This is a genomic window from Nioella ostreopsis, assembly GCF_004000255.1.
In the GTDB taxonomy this organism is placed as follows: Bacteria; Pseudomonadota; Alphaproteobacteria; order Rhodobacterales; family Rhodobacteraceae; genus Nioella; species Nioella ostreopsis.
The window spans coordinates 69797-85569 of record NZ_RCIQ01000005.1 but is presented as its reverse complement, the minus strand read 5'-3'; the positions used below and the strand labels follow the sequence as shown (position 1 = coordinate 85569).

Sequence of the window (15773 nt, the reverse complement as noted above, 5' to 3'; positions counted from 1 at the left end):
CCGTCATTTCCTCGTGTAAAGGGTGCGCAGGCGCGGGTTGGCGACCATGGTCAGCAAGTCGGCGGTCAGGTTCACGCCCACATAGACCGTGGCCACGATCAGCGCGATGGCCTGCACCACCGGCAGGTCACGGTCGGAAATCGCGTCGATCATCATCCGGCCAAGGCCCGGATAGTTGAACACCACCTCGATCACCACGACACCGCCCAGAAGCCAGGCGATGGTCAGCGCCACAACGTTGATCGCGGGCAGCAGCGCATTGGGCAGCGCGTGGCGGAACACGATGCGCCAGTAGGGCACGCCCTTCAGCGTCGCCATCTGCACGTAATCGCTGTTCATCACCTCGATGACCGAGGAGCGGACGGTGCGCAGGATATGCGCGGTCATCACCATGGCCAGCACCACCACGGGCAGTATGATCTCGGGGAAAAACTCGGATGCGGGCGCATTGGCCGAGGTCAGCACGATGCCCGGCAGCCAGCCAAGCCAGACCGAGAAGACGAGGATCAGCACCGTGGCAGAGACGAATTCGGGGATGGTCATGGCGAAGATCGCGCCGGTCGACAGGATCAGGTCGACGGGCCGGTCGCGCCAGAGGCCCGACACGACGCCAAGGAAGATGGCGGTCGGCACGCCCACGATCAGCGCACAGGCAGCCAGCAGCAGCGAATTCTGCAACCGCGCGCCAACCATCTCGGCGATGGATCGCTGGCCATTGGCGGACACGCCCAGATCGCCGCGCAACGCATCGGACGCCCAATCGAGGTAGCGCACGACAGCGGGACGGTTGAGGTCCAGTTCTTCGCGGCAGTTTTCCAGCACCCGCCCCTGCGCTTCGCGTTCCAGGAAAGCGGTGCAGGCGTCGCCGGGCAGAATCTCTACGCCTGCGAAGATGATCATGGACACGATGGCCACTGTGATCGCACCCAGAAACAGGCGCCGAAGAAACATCTGCAGCATCGTTGTGCCACCCGCCCTTTAAAGAAAGAAGCTCCTCCGCCCCGGTCTTGCGGGGCGGAGGGCATGGTTTCAGCCGATCACTCGTCGACGGTGATCAGGTGCCAGCGCACGGCGTCGTTCTTGACCGCATCGAGGTTGTGCACGCGCGAGGACACGCCGACCAGGCGGGTCACGTGATAGGGGATCAGCGTGCCGGCGGTTTCCTGAAGATGCTCCTGTGCCTGCACATAGAGCGCGCGGCGGGCTTCGAAATCCAGCTCGCGGCGGGCAGCGGCCAGCAAGGCGTCGAAAGCTTCATCCTGATAGAAGGACTCGTTCCAGCGCGCCGTAGACAGGTAGATTTCATGCAGGGCCTGATCCGCGGGGCGTTCGTTCCAGCGGGTGGCCGACACATCTTCATGCATCCAGACCTCGGACCAGTAGCCATCGGTCGGGGCCTGAACCACGTTCACGCGGATACCGGCAGCGGCAGCCTGTTGCTGATAGGCGACGGCCAATGTCGGCCATGTCGGCTCCAGCGTGGCCACATGCACGTCGATGTCGATGCCGTCGGGATAGCCCGCCTCGGCCAGCAACGCGCGCGCGCCCTCGATGTCCTGCGGGCAGGACAGGTCGGCACGATACTGGTCGTTGGGTTCCACCGGCGTGTCACAGGCGACGATGCCGCCCCCGCCAAGCACCAGATCCACCAGTTCCTGACGATCCGCAACCATCCGCACCGCCTGACGCACGCGCAGGTCGTTGAAGGGTTCCACATCGGTGCGGAACACCAGACCGCGCCAGTTGCCGGTCGGGATTTCCTGAATGGTAAACCGGTCCGAGCCCTGGAACATCACGCTTTGCTGCGCGGTGATCCCGCGTTCCATGTCGATCTGGCCGCCAAGCAGCGCCTGCAGGCGGGCCTGACCGTCGGGAATGCCGATGATCTCCATCCGGGCAACGCCGGGCGCACCTTCCCAGTAGTCGGGGTTGGCAACAAGAACGGTTGTGCCTTCCGCGTCGAAGGTTTCGACCATGAAGGGGCCGGTGCCGATGCCGGTGGTGGCGATCGTATCGCCCGAATCTTCGGGGATCATCCGCAGCCGGTAATCCATCAGCTGCAAGGGCAGGTCCGCGAAGGGCGTGTCCAGCGTGATCTGAACGGTCATGTCGTCCAGCGCCTCGACCGCTTCGATCATCGCGATGGCGGACCGGGCGGGGCTGTCCATCTCGGGGTCCAGCACGCGGTTCAGCGAATAGAGAACATCGGCGGCTTCAAAGGTGGTGCCGTCATGGAACGTCACGCCTTCACGCAGGCTGAGCGTCCAGACCGTGGCGTCCTCGTTCGCGGACCATTCGGTCGCGAGGTCCGGGCTTGGACGGCCATCAAGGCCGGGGCGCACCAGACGGCTCATGATCTTTTCGGTGATCTGGAAAATCCGCCCGTTCGAGATCGGGTCGAGGCTGGATTGTGCGCCGAAGCCATATTCATGCGCCTGACGGAAGGTTCCGCTTTGCGCCATGGCCATGGGGCTGGCCAGCAGCACGGCCGCCGTCGCTAGTGCAATTATTCGTTTCATGTCTTCCTCCCTTGTGCGGCATTTGATCGGGTCCGGCGCCGCCAGGCCGAATAAGCGATTGTTCTTGTCAGTGCCGTTTTCCGTCAAACCGAAAGAAAGGCGGTCATGGATACAGAAAACTTCATCTATCGTCGAAGCCATCGCCGGTGGTCCCGACCGAAAGTGTCAAAGGCCGCGCGGGATCAGACAAATTCGTTTTTCTCGGGAACGTATGTGTCAAACGAATACATGCGTTGACCAAGCCGTGCTAAACCGACGCTGGCAACCGAAAAGGGGCAACATGCACGGCGGCTATCATGTCATAGCAATAGGCGGTGGAGGCTTCACCCATGGCGAGGATCCAGAGCTCGATCTGTTCTGCCTGAAGGGTCTGCCGGACCGGCCACGGCTCGGCTTCATCGGGGCCGCATCACTGGACGACCCGGGCAAGATTGCCCGGTTCCACGCGCGGTTTGCGGATCTGGCGGGGTCTCTGTCGCATCTGCCCCTTGGCGCCGGCTCCGACGAGGCTGCGGAATGGGCCGCTTCTCTGGACCTGATCTATGTCGGCGGAGGAAACACCGCCCGTCTTGTCAGCCATCTTCGGGAAACGGGTATTGCTGATGTGCTGGCGGAGGCCACGGCGACGGGCACGGTGCTGGCCGGGGTCAGCGCAGGGGCGGCCTGCTGGTTCGACAAGGTGCTGACGGACTCGCTTGGAAACGGATTGCGCCCAATGGACGGTTTGGGGATCGTGCCGGGCTCCTGCTGTCCGCACTATTCCACGGAACCCCTTCGACAAACCGCGTTTCCCGAGGCAATAGCGCGGGGCGAATTGCCCGCGGGATATGCCATTGACGACGGTGCAGCCATCCGCCTGACCTCGACAGGGGAAGCGGAGGTCTTCTCCGCACGCATGAATGCCAGCGCAAGGCAGCTGACCCCGTAGGCACCAATGGAGTGCCGCCTTGGGGGATGCCCCTGCACTCCCACAGAAACGGCGTCGTGCTCAGCGACAAAAGCCAGGCAATCATTGCACTGGGTCAACCAGATGTTAGCCGCCGTAAATTGGCTGAACCGCAACGCCGTCCCGCGCCGATTGCGCACAGGCCAGCGCGATGGCAAGCGCGGCGCGCCCGTCCTCGGCAGTGCTGGAGGGTTCGCGCCCCTCGGTTACTGCTGCATGGAACTCGTCCAGCGCGTTGTAGAAGGACTGATCGTAGCGTTCGAGAAAGAAGTGCTTCAGCGGCTTCCTCGCTTCGGTCGCGGTGCCGTCCCACCGGACAAGCGTGTCGTCGCGGTGATTGCGGGTCTGCACCATGCCCTTTTCGCCGAACGCCTCCAGCCGCTGATCGAACCCGTAGGAACAGGCGCGCGAGTTGTTGATATGGACCAATGCGCCGGAGGGCATGGTCATGGTCGTCATGGTCAGGTCGAAATCGCCTTCCGCCCCGATCTGGGGGTCGAATTTGCAGCTACCGGCGGCATAGACCTGAACGGGCCTCTCGCCCGCGATCCAGCACAGCAAGTCGATGTCGTGGATCGTGGCATCGACGAAGTAGCCGCCCGAGGCACGGACATAGTCGATCGGCGGGGGGCTTGGCTCGCGGCTCCAGCTCATCAGCATGTTGAGCGGGCCGACCTCACCCGAGCGCACGGCCTGTTGCAGCATCGCGTTGTCGGGGTCGAACCGGCGGTTGAAGCCGAGCATGAAGGGCACGGGATGCGTTTGCAGTGCCTGCATGGCACGGTCCACCCGTTCCAGCGACTGGTCGAGAGGCTTTTCGCAATAGATCGGTTTGCCCGCCGCCGCCGCCTGCTCGATATAGTCCACATGAGTATCGGTGGGGGTGGCGATCACCACCGCATCGACGCCCGGATCGGCCAGAACGGCATCCAGATCGTCCATCGGACGCCCGCCATAAAGCGCGGCGGCCTTTTGGGCGGATGACATGCGCGGGTTATAGATCACCTCCAGCCGCAGGCCGGGATGGGCATTGATCTTGGGGCCATAGACATGCGCCATCCGGCCCGTGCCCATCAGGGCAATCCCAAGCGTCTGTGTCATGCGCGCCCCCTGAGGTCTTCCAGAATGATCGCCGCGGCCTTTTCCCCGATCATGATCGCGGCCGCGTTGGTGTTGCCGGTCACGATACGCGGCATGATCGAGGCATCGGCCACGCGCAGCCCCTCGATCCCATGCACTTTCAAGCGTGGATCAACCACGGCCGTGTCGTCCACCCCCATCTTGCAGGTGCCCACGGGGTGCAGCAGGGACAGGCCGTTCTGACGGCAATAGGCCAGCAGATCCTCGTCCGACTGCACATCCTTGCCGGGTGACAGTTCGTATTCGACACAGTCCGACATCGGCGCGGTCTGCGCAATCTTGCGCCCGAACTTGAGCCCCGCCAGCGCGGCGCGGTGGTCGGCCTCGTCCGCGAAGAAGTTGAACTGGATTTCCGGCGCTTTCGCGGGGTCCGGCGCGGTCAGCCGCACATGCCCGCGTGAATTGGGGCGCATATGTTCGGCCAGGATCGTGAAGCCGGGAAACGGGTGGGGCTTCAACTGCTCATCCGTGCACCAGGCCATGAAGGTCACCATCATGTCGGGGCGGTCGATCTCTGGCCCTGAGCAAATGAAGGTATTGGAATAATTGCCATTATCGGCGAAGGGCCCGGAGCGGAAAAGCAGCCAGCGCAGCAGTTGCAGCCCGCCTTTCAGCTTGTTGTTGTACAGATCGTTCACCGTCATCCGCACGGTAGACCGATACTCAGCCCCGATCCCGAAATGGTCCTGCAAGTTTTCGCCCACGCCTTGCAGGTCGTGCTGCGTCTCAACGCCATGCGCCTGCAACAGCGCCCCGGGTCCAATGCCCGAGAGTTGCAGGAGTTGCGGGGAATTGAAGGTTCCGCCCGACAGGATGATCTCGTGCCGGGCCTTGGCTGTATGTGTCCCCGACTTGTCCGTCCACGTCACGCCGGTCGCGCGCTTGCCGTCCAAGTCCACCCGCTGCACCAGCGCATGCAGGCGCAGGTCGATATTGCGTTTGGCCTGCCCGCGCAGATAGCCCGCCGCCGTGCTCCACCGCTTGCCGTTCCTTGTCGTGGTCTGGACGTAGCCGGTGCCTTCCTGCTGCGCGCCGTTGAAATCATCGTTGCGGGGTACGCCCAAAGCCTCTGACGCCGCGTGGAACGCTTCGCCAAGCGCATGTTCGGTACGGATATCTGAGACGGATACGGGCCCGCCAGCGCCGTGGAAATCGTCCGCGCCGCGTTCCTGGTCCTCGCAGGATTTGAAATAGGGCAACACCCCGTCCCAGCCCCAACCGGTGCAGCCCGCCTCTTCCCATCCGTCGAAATCCTGTGGCTGTCCGCGCATGTAGATCATGCCGTTGATCGCACCGGTTCCGCCCAGGACCTTGCCGCGCGGCTGAAATAGCTGCCGCCCGTTCAAATGCGGCTCCGGCGCGCTGGTGTAGCACCAGTTCACGGACGGGTTCGCATAAAGCAAAGAATAGCCAAGCGGGATGTGAATGAAGGGATTGCGATCCTTGCCGCCAGCTTCCAGCAGCAACACGCTATGCCCCGCCTCTGCCAGTCGCCCGGCCACGGCACACCCGGCAGAGCCAGCGCCCACAATAATGAAATCATAGCTCTCAGCGGTCATTCGGTCCTCCCCGACCGCGCATTTGACGGCCCTTGGTCCAACTGTGTCACAGGGGCCGGTCGGGCCGGAACGTCGCAAATGTCAGGATTGGACAAAACTCCTGTGCCGCGAGAGGGCGGAGTGTGTTTTGTCAGAATTGGATATTTCGCAAGGAGGGGCCTGGCGTGACCCGGCAGGAGATGCTGCGCATTCTGTCCTTCATGGACGAAACCCGCGCGATCACGGAAAAACGGACAGAGCTTTCGGCGACGGACGCGCGCTGGAACATCATCGCCTATGCCATGCGGCGGCATCTGGAAGGCAAGCTGCTGACCATCACCTCGGCCGCGATGGCTGCCGATGTGCCATATGGTACGGCGATGCGTCGGGTGAACGAGTTGCTGGACACCGGCTTTCTGCTCAAGCGGCCACGGTCGAAGACTGGCAAATCCTTCTCGCTTCACCCCACTCGCAAGCTGATCGAGGAATTCGAAAGCTTCGCCATGCAGCTCAAGGCAATGGTGGGCAACACCTTTGGCTTTGCCAATGGCGATGGCGCGATGGAGGATTTCTATTTCGGAGGCTACTACATGGCCTCTCGCATCCTGCCCTATCCGAACGCGATGCGCGAAGGGGTGGGCTATGATCGCACGATCCGGCTGGCGGTGCCCGTCGATCCCACATTCGAGACCATCCGCCAACGCGCGCAGGAGCTTGGCGGCTTTCTGGGCACCAAGCTGGAAGTGGTTAATCTCACGCTCGACGACCTCCACACCGAGATCATGGCCAATGCGGGCCGCGAGACCTCGGATTACGACGTGGTGGCCGTGGATCTGCCCTGGATCGGGCAACTCGCGGAAGAACGCGTGATTCAGCCGCTTGACGAGATCATCGCCCGCAACCGGTTCAACCCGTCCGATTTCCATCCGGCGGCCTATAAGGGGTCGTCCTGGGCGGGCAGCCAATATGCCTTGCCGATCCAACCCACGGCAGAGCTTCTGTTCTGCCGGTCGGATCTGTTTGCCGATGCCGGCCTGTCGATCCCCGAGACGACGGAGGAGGTTCTGTTCGCTGCGAAACTTCTGCACCGGTCGCGGATGAACCTGTCGGGCATCGTGATGAATTTCAAACGCGGCACGCCGGTCGCGCATACCTTCATTCAGACCCTGGCCAGCTACGGCCAGCCCGTGATTGACTTGCCACGGGTGGGGGAGGATTTCGACTTCGGGACGATGTCAGGTGAAAACTACCGCCCACTTCTTACAAGCGACGCGGCACGCGCAACGGCGGAATTCCTTTTGGAACTGCGCAGTTACGCACATCCCGACAGCCTGAAATGCGATTGGGACCGACGGATTCGAATCTTTACCGAAGGGCACGCGGCCATGTGCTATGGCTGGAGCGTCCGGGCCCGCGCCTTCGAACTGGACGAAACCTCGCCCGCGCATCAGAACGTGGCCTTCGCACCGCATCCCCACGGACCGGGCGCGCGCACCGTGTCACCGATCGGGGGGTTCTCGCTGGCGTTGCCACAAGGTTTGCCTCCTGCACGGGAACGGGCAGCTTGGCGGGTCATGGAATACCTGACCCGACCCGAGGTGTTGAAATGGTATGTCCAGCACGGCAACCTCAGCAGCCCGCGGTTTTCCACCAGTGCCGATCCCGAGGTGCAGGCGAAAAGCAGCCTTCTGGGCCGGGTCGACGCGATGGAGCGGCGCGGTGAGTTGCAGACCTGGCCGCGCCCGCCGATCCCGGAATTCAGCGACATGCTGACTGTTCTGGGGGACGAGATCTATAGGATGCTGCACGGAGACAGCGGCGTAGAGGAAACGCTGGCCCGCGCGCAGAACCGGGTGGACGCGATCATGCGGGAAAACGGACGCTACTGAGGCGCATCAAAAAGGGCGCGCGGCCTGATCGCCGCGCGCCCCTTGTTTCATTTCTGTCAGATTACCAGGTCGGGCGTTCGAACTCGGTCACGTTTTCGGGCGTCACCATTGGGGTCTCGATCCCCTGAAGCTCTGGAACCTCGATACCATTGGCCACGCGGATCGCCGTCTGAATGGCAAGGATCGCATCATCAATGGGCGACTGCTTGTTCGACCCCTGATGCCAGCCTTCCTGCATCGCGTCCCAGCCTTCGCCGAACTGATTACAGGTCACGACCGCAACTTCGCCCGGTTCAAGGCCCGCGCCTTGCAGCGCGCTGATTACGCCAAGGCCCATGCCATCATCGAAGGCATAGACGCCGTCGATCTGGTCGCCATACTGGGTCAGGAAGGTTTCCATCACGGTCTGGGCGCGTTCGCGGTTCCATTCCGCAGTCTGGCTGTCCAGCACGGTGATGCCCGGGTATTCATCGGCGATCCGGTCGAGGAAGCAGTTGCCGCGCAGGATCGACACCGTGTAGCCCGGCGTGCCTTCGACGACCACGATATTGCCCTCGCCGCCAAGTGCTTCGGCCAGCATGTCTGCGGACTGTTCGGCTTGCAGGCAGTCATCGGGGCCAGTGTGACCGACGATATAGCGCCGCCCCGCTTCACCAATGGGCGAGTTCGAGGTGACCACCGGGATACCCGCACGATAGGCCGAGCGGATCGCCGGGATCAGCGCGTTCTGCGAGGTGGGCCAGACCACGATCGCGTCGGGGTTCTGGGAAATCATGTCCTGGATCTGGTCGAACTGCACCGCCGGGTCGCCCTGCGGGTCCATCACGGTGGCCTGAATGCCAAGCTCTGCCGCGTATTCCTCGGCCGCCTGTGCATACATCGCCTGATAGGCGTTGGACCCCGGATACAGAACGGTGATGCCGATCCGCGTTTCTGAAAGCGGCTGCTGAAGGTCGCCTCCCAGCCAGTCCGGTGCATCCTGCGCCATCGCCATGCCCGCGGTCATCGCCGCTGCCACCGCAAGGCCAAAGCCCCCTGTCATCAGTCTTGTCATCTCTTTCCTCCCATTTCGCGCCGCATCTCGGTTTGCCCTTTGGCAACGGGGCGTCGCGGCTTGCGCCCTTTCAACACCCCTGATCATGAGCCGCGGGCGCAACCGTTCAACGCGCGACATGTCCAAATCTGATTTTCTTGACCGCCCCTTCGGGGACTTCATCGCGCGGCAGACTAGGGCGGAATAACCAGATTGGATTTATTGGCGCTGTCTGCGAGCCGAGCCCTTCGCCTACCGTTCGAAACAGGGAGGAATCGTGACAATGCAGACAGAGATGAAGGCGTTCCTGCGTCGGCATGGGCTTTTGGCGGGGTTCGGGCTGTTCCTGATCTCGGTCGCCCTCAGCGCCGATGCGTTCCTGACGCCGGGCAACATTTTCGACGTCCTGCGGCAGGTGTCGATCACGGGCGTCATGGCGGTCGGCGTCACCTTCGTGGTGATCACCGGGCGGCTGGATCTGTCTGTCGGATCGCTTCTGACCCTGCTGACGGTGATCGTGGTCGACCAACACAACACGTCCGGCCCGGCCATGGCCATTCTGATCACGCTTGCGGCGGGGATCGGGGTTGGCATGTTCAACGGCGTTCTTGTCGGCCTTGTCGGGCTGAACGCCCTGATCGTGACGCTGGCGATGCTGTCCTTCCTGCAGGGGCTGGTGCTGTTCTATTCCGGCGGCTCGAACGTCAATGTCCAGAATGCGCAGACCACGTGGTTCGCTGTGTTCGGGCGGCACGACCTGTTCGGCGTTCCGGTGCCTGCGCTGATCTTCCTCGTCACGGCAGTGATCGCGGCCTTCGTCCTGAACCGCACGATTTTCGGCCGTCAGGTCTTTGCCGTGGGCGGCAATGAAACCGCCAGCCGCTTTTCCGGCATCGCGTCGCGCTGGACGGTGTTCTGGGCCTACGCCCTGTCGGGGCTGACCACGGCCATTGCCGCAGTCATCATGGGCAGCCGCGTAATGGGCGCGCAGAACACCATCGGTCAGGGCTATGAGCTGACCGTTCTGGCGGGCGTGATCCTTGGCGGCACGTCGCTGCTTGGCGGGTCAGGCAGTATCTGGCGCACGGTTCTGGGCATCACCATGCTCGGATTTATCCAGAACGGACTGCTTCTGCTCGGCTTTCCCTATTACGTGCAATGGCTCGTCACCTGGGCGGTCATCATCCTGGCGGTCTGGATCGACCTTGGCGCCAAACGCGGGAGGATCCTGGCATGAGCGCGACCAATTCCATCACCAAGGCCGGCGGTCACAGCAGCGTCACCCGCCTTTTGATGCGCAACCACATCTGGGTGTTCCTGGCCCTGACCATCGTCGTGTTTTCCACCGCGAGCCCCTATTTCCTGACCATCAACAACCTTGGCAACGTGCTGACGCAGGCGGCCTTTATCGGCATCCTTGCCATCGGCATGACACTGGTGATGATCGACGGCGAAATCGACCTGTCGGTCGGCGCGATCCTGGCGCTCGCGTCGGCGCTGGCCATCGGCTTACAGGATCATATCGGCATCTGGCCCGCCGTTTTCGTGGGGTTCCTGTCGGGTGCCGCGCTCGGGTTCCTGAACGGCACGCTGGTGGCCCTGTCGGGGATGCATTCCTTCATCGTCACGCTGGGCGGGCTGATCGGGATTCGGGGGCTGGTCTTCATCTATACCGGCGAAGACGCGCTGATGGTGGGCGATTTCAGCTATACCGAGTACCCCGAAATCTACCTTGGACCCATATCGCTGACCGCGATGATCTTCATCGCCCTGGCGCTGTTCTTCCAGTGGATCCTGTCCAGCACCCGCCACGGGCGCGAGACCTACGCCATCGGCGACAATATCGACGCGGCCCATGACGCAGGCATCAATATCAAGCGTCACAAGATCATCAACTTCACCCTCTGCGGCGCGCTGGCGGCCATTGCCGGGATATTGCTGTCGATGCGGCTTGGCACCGCTGAACCCAATGCTGGCAAGGTGTGGGAGCTTTGGACGATCATCGCCGTGGTGCTTGGTGGCACCCGGTTGCAGGGCGGCTATGGCAGCATGTGGATGACCATCGGCGGTGTCCTGACGCTGGCGGTGCTGCGCAACGGGCTGCGGCTGCTCAACACCCCCAACTACGTGGAGCTGATGGTGATGGGCACCGTCCTTGTGCTTGCGCTGCTGATCGACAAGCTGCTCAGCCGGCAGGAGGCATGACCATGGCAGATCCCATCCTGACCCTGTCCGGCATCACCAAGACCTTCCCCGGCGTCGTCGCGCTGGACAAGGTCAGCTTCGATGTGCGCCCCGGTGAAGTCCACGCGCTTGTGGGCGAAAACGGCGCGGGCAAGTCAACGCTGATGAAGGTGCTGGCCGGGCTCTACCATCCCGACGCGGGCGAGATCATCTATCAGGGCCAGCCCGTCCAGATCGACAACCCTTTGGCCGCGCGGGAAAAGGGCATCCTGCTCATTCACCAGGAACTGTCGCTGTCGCCGGAACTGTCGGTGGCCGAGAACATCTATCTGGGTGCCTGGCCCACCAACGCGCTCGGCGTGCTGAACAAGCGCAAACTGCGCCGCGATGCACAGGCGGCGCTCGATGCCATGGGATGCAGCTTCGGCCCCGATGACCGGGTCGGCACGCTGTCGGTCGCCATGCAGCAGATGGTGGAAATCGCCCGGTCGCAGGCGTTCAGCGCCAATGTGGTGATCTTTGACGAACCCACGGCCTCGTTGACGGACACGGAGAAGGACCAGCTTTTCACCACCATCCGGGGGCTTCAGCGCCAAGGGGTGGGGATCGTCTATATCTCTCACAAGATGGATGAAATTTTCGAGCTGACCGACCGCATCACCGTGCTGCGCGACGGCCAGGTTCAGGGCACCGTGACCACGCGGGAGACCGACGCCACCGCCGTCACCCGCATGATGATCGGCCGCACGCTGGAAGCCTATTTTCACAAGGCCGACAGCACGTTCGGCGAGGAGGTTCTGCGCGTTGACGGGTTGAGCCTCCAAGGCCAGTTCGAGGATGTCAGCTTCTCGGTTCGGCAGGGCGAGGTGCTTGGCTTTTACGGGCTTGTCGGCGCGGGTCGATCCGAGGTGGTGGAAACGCTCTTTGGTGTCCGCAAGGCCGACCGGGGCACGCTGCAATGGCAAGGCGCGGAAATCCCGCTGCCCACGCCCCGGCAGGCCATCGACCTTGGCATGGCGCTTGTCCCTGAAAGTCGCAAGGAACAGGGGCTCGTATTGATGATGGGGGGGATGGAAAACACCACCCTGCCGCATCTGGCCAGCTACGCCCGCAGCACCGTCATGGACCGGGGCAAGGAACGCGCCACGTTCGACGAATACAAGGACGCCCTGTCGATCAAGACGACCGGGCCGGATCAGCCGGTATCCACATTGTCGGGCGGCAACCAGCAGAAATTCGTGCTCGCCAAATGGCTGTGCGCCGGGCCCAAGCTGATCATCCTCGATGAACCCACGCGCGGCATCGACGTGGGCTCTAAATCGGCCATCCACACGCTGATCGCCAAACTGGCGGAACAGGGACTGGCGGTGATCGTGATCTCATCCGAGATGCCAGAGGTTCTGGGCGTCAGCCACCGGGTGCTGGCCATGGCCGAGGGGCGATTGGTCGGCGAATTCGAGGGTGACGCGATGACCGAGGAAAACCTGATCGACGCGGTGTCGCATCACCTGGCACGGCCAGCGGCGGAGTAGGAGAGCAACATGGGTAAGCAAGAGATCGGCATCGGGCTCGTCGGGTCCGGATTCATGGGGCGCTGTCACGCCAATGCCTTCCGGGCCGTGGGCGGGCTGTTCGACCTGCCGCTGGAGCCGAAGCTGAGCATTCTGGCGGACGCGACCGAAGACCTCGCGCAGCGCGGCGCGGCGGCGCTTGGGTTCGCACGGTCTACGGCCGACTGGCAGGCGCTGGTCGATGACCCCGAGGTCGGCATTGTCGCCATCACCGCGCCCAATGTCCTGCACGCGCCAATTGCGCTGGCGGCCATCGCGGCGGGCAAGACCGTTTATTGCGAGAAACCGCTGTCCACTACGGCGGCTTCAGCGCTGGAAATGACGGAAGCCGCCGAGGCCGCGGGCATCACAACGCTCGTTGGCTTCAACTTCCTGCGCAATCCGATGATCCGGCTGGCGCGCGACATCATCGCAGGCGGAGAGATCGGCGAGGTCACCGGATTTCGCGGGCGGCACGCGGAAAACTACATGGCCAGCCCCGACGCAGCCCATTCCTTCCGCACGGATCCGGCAGGGGGCGGGGCGCTGGCCGATATCGGCAGCCACATCACCTCCATGGCGCGCTACCTGATCGGTCCGATCACGCAGGTGCAGGCCGATTGCCGCACGATCTTCCCCACGCGGCCCGTCTCTCCGGGCAGCGCCGAGCGCGCGCCCGTGAAGGTCGACGACATGACCCACGCCCTTCTGCGATTCGAAAACGGCGCGGCGGGCAGCATCGAGGCGAACTGGGCCGCAACCGCCCGCACCATGGATCTGTCCTGGGAAATCACCGGCACAAAAGGCGCACTCGCCTTCAGCCAGGAAAACATGAACAAACTGCTGCTCTGGTCCGGCACGGCGGGGCGCAGCGGCTACACGCGCATCGAATCCGGCCCGGCGCACCCGCCCTATGGCGCCTTCTGTCCGGCTCCGGGCCATCACCTCGGCTTCAACGATCTCAAGGTCATCGAAGTCGCGGAACTCATCAAGGCCCATGCCGGGCAAGGCATCTGCGGCCCCGATTTCCGCGAAGCCTATGAAGTGCAGCGCACCATCGAAGCGATGCAGGAAAGCGACCGGACGCGGGGTTGGGTCAGTCTCTGACAGCCTGACCCTGCACCATCGTCCTTTCACATCTGGCCTGCGCATCGCGCAACGCGGCACCCGGCTTCTTGTTGCGCAGCAGCATCGTGTGAATCTCTTCGCCAAGAATACGCACCAGCGTGTTGAGCTGCGGAACCGCAGGCCGGGGCCATGTCTGCAACTGACCCGCACGGGCCAGCTTGTCCACCGTGGCAATGACCGGGCGGTCATGGGCGACGGCGGGATCGTTGCAGACGCTGAAGCGGGAACTGACAAGGCTGCCATTCTCGATATACAGCTTGGTCGCGGCGGCTGACGTCAGGGTCTGCGCCGCCTGCTTGACCGCCGCGAACCGGCTGTCCTTGAGGTTCGCGGGCAGGCAGATATTCCACCCCCCAAGCGGCGCAATCGGGCGCTGGCCGGGGCCGGAGGGATGCGGCAGATACCCGGTCCGCCCACAGGCGGGTGAGGTCGGGTCGTTCTCGATGATCGGCAGAATCTGGGTGTAGCAATAGCCCATGGCCGCCTGTCCCTGCGCATAGCATTTCGCACGTTCATACCATGACATCTGCAACACATTCGGGGGCGAATAGGTCAACAGCTCCACCAGAAACTCCGCAGCCTCCAGCGCCTTGGGCGCGGTCAGCATCGGGACGAGGTGTTCCGGCCCCAGATCCTGTCCGCGGAACCCGTCCCCTATCGGGGGCAGGTTCAGCACCGGCTGGCCGAAATCGGCCATCAGCATCATGAAGGTGGTGCCCACGGGCGTCCCCCGCGCGCCGTTCCAGCAAATGCCGCTGCGATCAATCTCGGGGCGGTGAAGGGTGCGGGCACAATCGAGCATTTCAGCCAGCGTCGCCGGTGGGGTCAGATCGGCCTCTGCAAACAGGTCGCTGCGATAGATGAACAGCTCTGGCGTGGTCTGCACCGGAAGACCGTAGAGCGTTTCGCCACGCAGCGCGGTGGACAGCGCCTCGGGATGGAAATCCATGTATTCGAGGGAACTTCCCGGTCCCATCTGGTCTATCGGCCGGATTGCCTCGGCGCGGATCAGCTCTTCCATCCAGCACAGGTCGCAGGTGACGATGTCATAGCGCGATACAGGCCGCGTCATGTCTTCGAGGATTTCCTCGTGCAGCCGGTCGATGGACAACGCCCGCACCGAAAGCTCCACCCCGAAATGCAGCTCGAACTGACGTTTGAGCTTTTGCATCGCCATGAAGGTGGCATCGGCATGCAGCAGCACCCGCAACCCGCCGGGAAGGTCCAGCTTTTCCGACAGAACCGGCAACGGGGCAACAGCGGCAGAGGACAGGTAGGAGGCACCGAAGAAGTAGTCGGTATCCTCTTCCAGCCCGAACACGGTGCCAAGCAGGGCCTTCATCCGGCGCACATAGTTCAGCCACGCGTCGATCAGCATGGGCGTGGGATGCAGCGAAAAGGTCTTGCCGCTTTTCGTGCGTGGACGTTTCGCGATCAGGCCACGGTCGACCATGTCCTCGATCAGCCGATGCGCGGTGCCGCGCGCCAGCCCGGAACTGTCGATCAGCGACGAGGGCGTTTCCATGCGCCCACGCAGATGCGACCGGACAAGCTGCACCATGATCGGGACTTCCCGGGCGGGCATGTCGAGCCCGAGGCAGTCCTGTGTTTCATCAAGAAAACGGCTGACGAAATCGAGAAAGCGGTCCAGTTCGTGGCCCGACATGTCGCTGAAGAACCCGCCTTCGCGGACCCCGTGCCGTTCCGTGAGTTCCATTTTCGTCACTTTGCTGGCCCTCCCGTACTGGACCCTGTGCGATCATGGTACAGTACAGGTCGGATCAGCGCCGGTCACGCGGTGGAAATTCCAGATTGGACAAATTGTGCCTGCGCGTGCGGCGCACCA

At 63.1% G+C, this 15773-nt stretch carries 12 protein-coding genes; 6 read left to right on the top strand and 6 right to left on the bottom strand.

The features are described from left to right. Positions 1-3: 3 nt before the first annotated feature. Together EP237_RS07165 and EP237_RS07160 are read right to left on the bottom strand one after the other, a co-directional pair. Entirely contained in the window at positions 4-951 is a 948-nt protein-coding gene (locus EP237_RS07165) for an ABC transporter permease (protein WP_240661563.1), read from the bottom strand. Positions 952-1037: 86 nt separating this feature from the next. Further along, a complete protein-coding gene (locus EP237_RS07160) occupies positions 1038-2519 on the bottom strand; it encodes an ABC transporter substrate-binding protein (protein WP_127559583.1) in 1482 nt (493 codons plus the stop codon). A gap of 280 nt (positions 2520-2799) precedes the next feature. On the opposite strand from EP237_RS07160, the gene EP237_RS07155 reads away from it, so the two are divergent. After that, positions 2800-3447 carry a Type 1 glutamine amidotransferase-like domain-containing protein gene (locus EP237_RS07155; protein ID WP_164744646.1) on the top strand — a complete coding sequence of 216 codons (648 nt, stop codon included), beginning with the start codon at positions 2800-2802 and terminating at the stop codon, positions 3445-3447. Between the two features lie 105 nt (positions 3448-3552). On the opposite strand, the gene iolG is transcribed toward EP237_RS07155, so the two are convergent. Both iolG and EP237_RS07145 read right to left on the bottom strand, forming a co-directional pair. Beyond that, positions 3553-4566, bottom strand: coding sequence for an inositol 2-dehydrogenase (gene iolG / locus EP237_RS07150; RefSeq protein ID WP_127559579.1), 1014 nt, complete (start codon positions 4564-4566; stop codon positions 3553-3555). Next, positions 4563-6164 (bottom strand): GMC family oxidoreductase, encoded by a 1602-nt coding sequence (locus tag EP237_RS07145; protein WP_127559577.1) that lies wholly within the window; start codon positions 6162-6164, stop codon positions 4563-4565. Before EP237_RS07145 ends, iolG begins: the two co-directional genes overlap by 4 nt. A gap of 164 nt (positions 6165-6328) precedes the next feature. Between EP237_RS07145 and EP237_RS07140 the strand changes: the two genes are divergently transcribed. Then, on the top strand, positions 6329-8032 hold the full coding sequence (locus tag EP237_RS07140; protein WP_127559575.1) for an extracellular solute-binding protein: 1704 nt from the start codon (positions 6329-6331) through the stop codon (positions 8030-8032). 61 nt (positions 8033-8093) lie between these two features. Here EP237_RS07140 and EP237_RS07135 read toward each other — a convergent pair whose 3' ends face one another. Next, positions 8094-9086 carry a sugar ABC transporter substrate-binding protein gene (locus tag EP237_RS07135; RefSeq protein WP_240661561.1) on the bottom strand — a complete coding sequence of 331 codons (993 nt, stop codon included), beginning with the start codon at positions 9084-9086 and terminating at the stop codon, positions 8094-8096. A gap of 262 nt (positions 9087-9348) precedes the next feature. Here EP237_RS07135 and EP237_RS07130 point away from each other — a divergent pair, with 262 nt between their 5' ends. The 4 genes from EP237_RS07130 to EP237_RS07115 are packed head-to-tail and all read left to right on the top strand — an operon-like array spanning position 9349 to position 13906. Beyond that, the gene (locus EP237_RS07130; RefSeq protein ID WP_127559573.1) at positions 9349-10302 is read left to right on the top strand and encodes an ABC transporter permease; all 954 of its coding nucleotides are present in this window, start codon (positions 9349-9351) and stop codon (positions 10300-10302) included. Further along, a complete protein-coding gene (locus EP237_RS07125; RefSeq protein ID WP_127559571.1) occupies positions 10299-11270 on the top strand; it encodes an ABC transporter permease in 972 nt (323 codons plus the stop codon). The genes EP237_RS07130 and EP237_RS07125 overlap by 4 nt, the downstream gene beginning before the upstream one ends. Before the next feature lie 2 nt (positions 11271-11272). Further along, positions 11273-12781 (top strand): sugar ABC transporter ATP-binding protein, encoded by a 1509-nt coding sequence (locus EP237_RS07120; protein WP_206052265.1) that lies wholly within the window; start codon positions 11273-11275, stop codon positions 12779-12781. Between the two features lie 9 nt (positions 12782-12790). After that, positions 12791-13906 carry a Gfo/Idh/MocA family protein gene (locus EP237_RS07115; RefSeq protein ID WP_127559567.1) on the top strand — a complete coding sequence of 372 codons (1116 nt, stop codon included), beginning with the start codon at positions 12791-12793 and terminating at the stop codon, positions 13904-13906. On the opposite strand, the gene EP237_RS07110 is transcribed toward EP237_RS07115, so the two are convergent. Then, the gene (locus EP237_RS07110; RefSeq protein WP_127559565.1) at positions 13896-15644 is read right to left on the bottom strand and encodes an ABC transporter substrate-binding protein; all 1749 of its coding nucleotides are present in this window, start codon (positions 15642-15644) and stop codon (positions 13896-13898) included. The genes EP237_RS07115 and EP237_RS07110 overlap by 11 nt on opposite strands. Between the last annotated feature and the right edge of the window lie 129 nt (positions 15645-15773).

Excerpts from the sequence above, each read along its gene's own strand:
- EP237_RS07165 (WP_240661563.1), bottom strand. The coding sequence starts at position 951 with ATGTTTCTTCGGCGCCTGTTTCTGGGTGCGATCACAGTGGCCATCGTG.
- EP237_RS07160 (WP_127559583.1), bottom strand. The coding sequence starts at position 2,519 with ATGAAACGAATAATTGCACTAGCGACGGCGGCCGTGCTGCTGGCCAGC.
- EP237_RS07155 (WP_164744646.1), top strand. The coding sequence starts at position 2,800 with ATGCACGGCGGCTATCATGTCATAGCAATAGGCGGTGGAGGCTTCACC.
- iolG (WP_127559579.1), bottom strand. The coding sequence starts at position 4,566 with ATGACACAGACGCTTGGGATTGCCCTGATGGGCACGGGCCGGATGGCG.
- EP237_RS07145 (WP_127559577.1), bottom strand. The coding sequence starts at position 6,164 with ATGACCGCTGAGAGCTATGATTTCATTATTGTGGGCGCTGGCTCTGCC.
- EP237_RS07135 (WP_240661561.1), bottom strand. The coding sequence starts at position 9,086 with ATGACAAGACTGATGACAGGGGGCTTTGGCCTTGCGGTGGCAGCGGCG.
- EP237_RS07130 (WP_127559573.1), top strand. The coding sequence starts at position 9,349 with ATGCAGACAGAGATGAAGGCGTTCCTGCGTCGGCATGGGCTTTTGGCG.
- EP237_RS07125 (WP_127559571.1), top strand. The coding sequence starts at position 10,299 with ATGAGCGCGACCAATTCCATCACCAAGGCCGGCGGTCACAGCAGCGTC.
- EP237_RS07120 (WP_206052265.1), top strand. The coding sequence starts at position 11,273 with ATGGCAGATCCCATCCTGACCCTGTCCGGCATCACCAAGACCTTCCCC.
- EP237_RS07115 (WP_127559567.1), top strand. The coding sequence starts at position 12,791 with ATGGGTAAGCAAGAGATCGGCATCGGGCTCGTCGGGTCCGGATTCATG.
- EP237_RS07110 (WP_127559565.1), bottom strand. The coding sequence starts at position 15,644 with ATGGAACTCACGGAACGGCACGGGGTCCGCGAAGGCGGGTTCTTCAGC.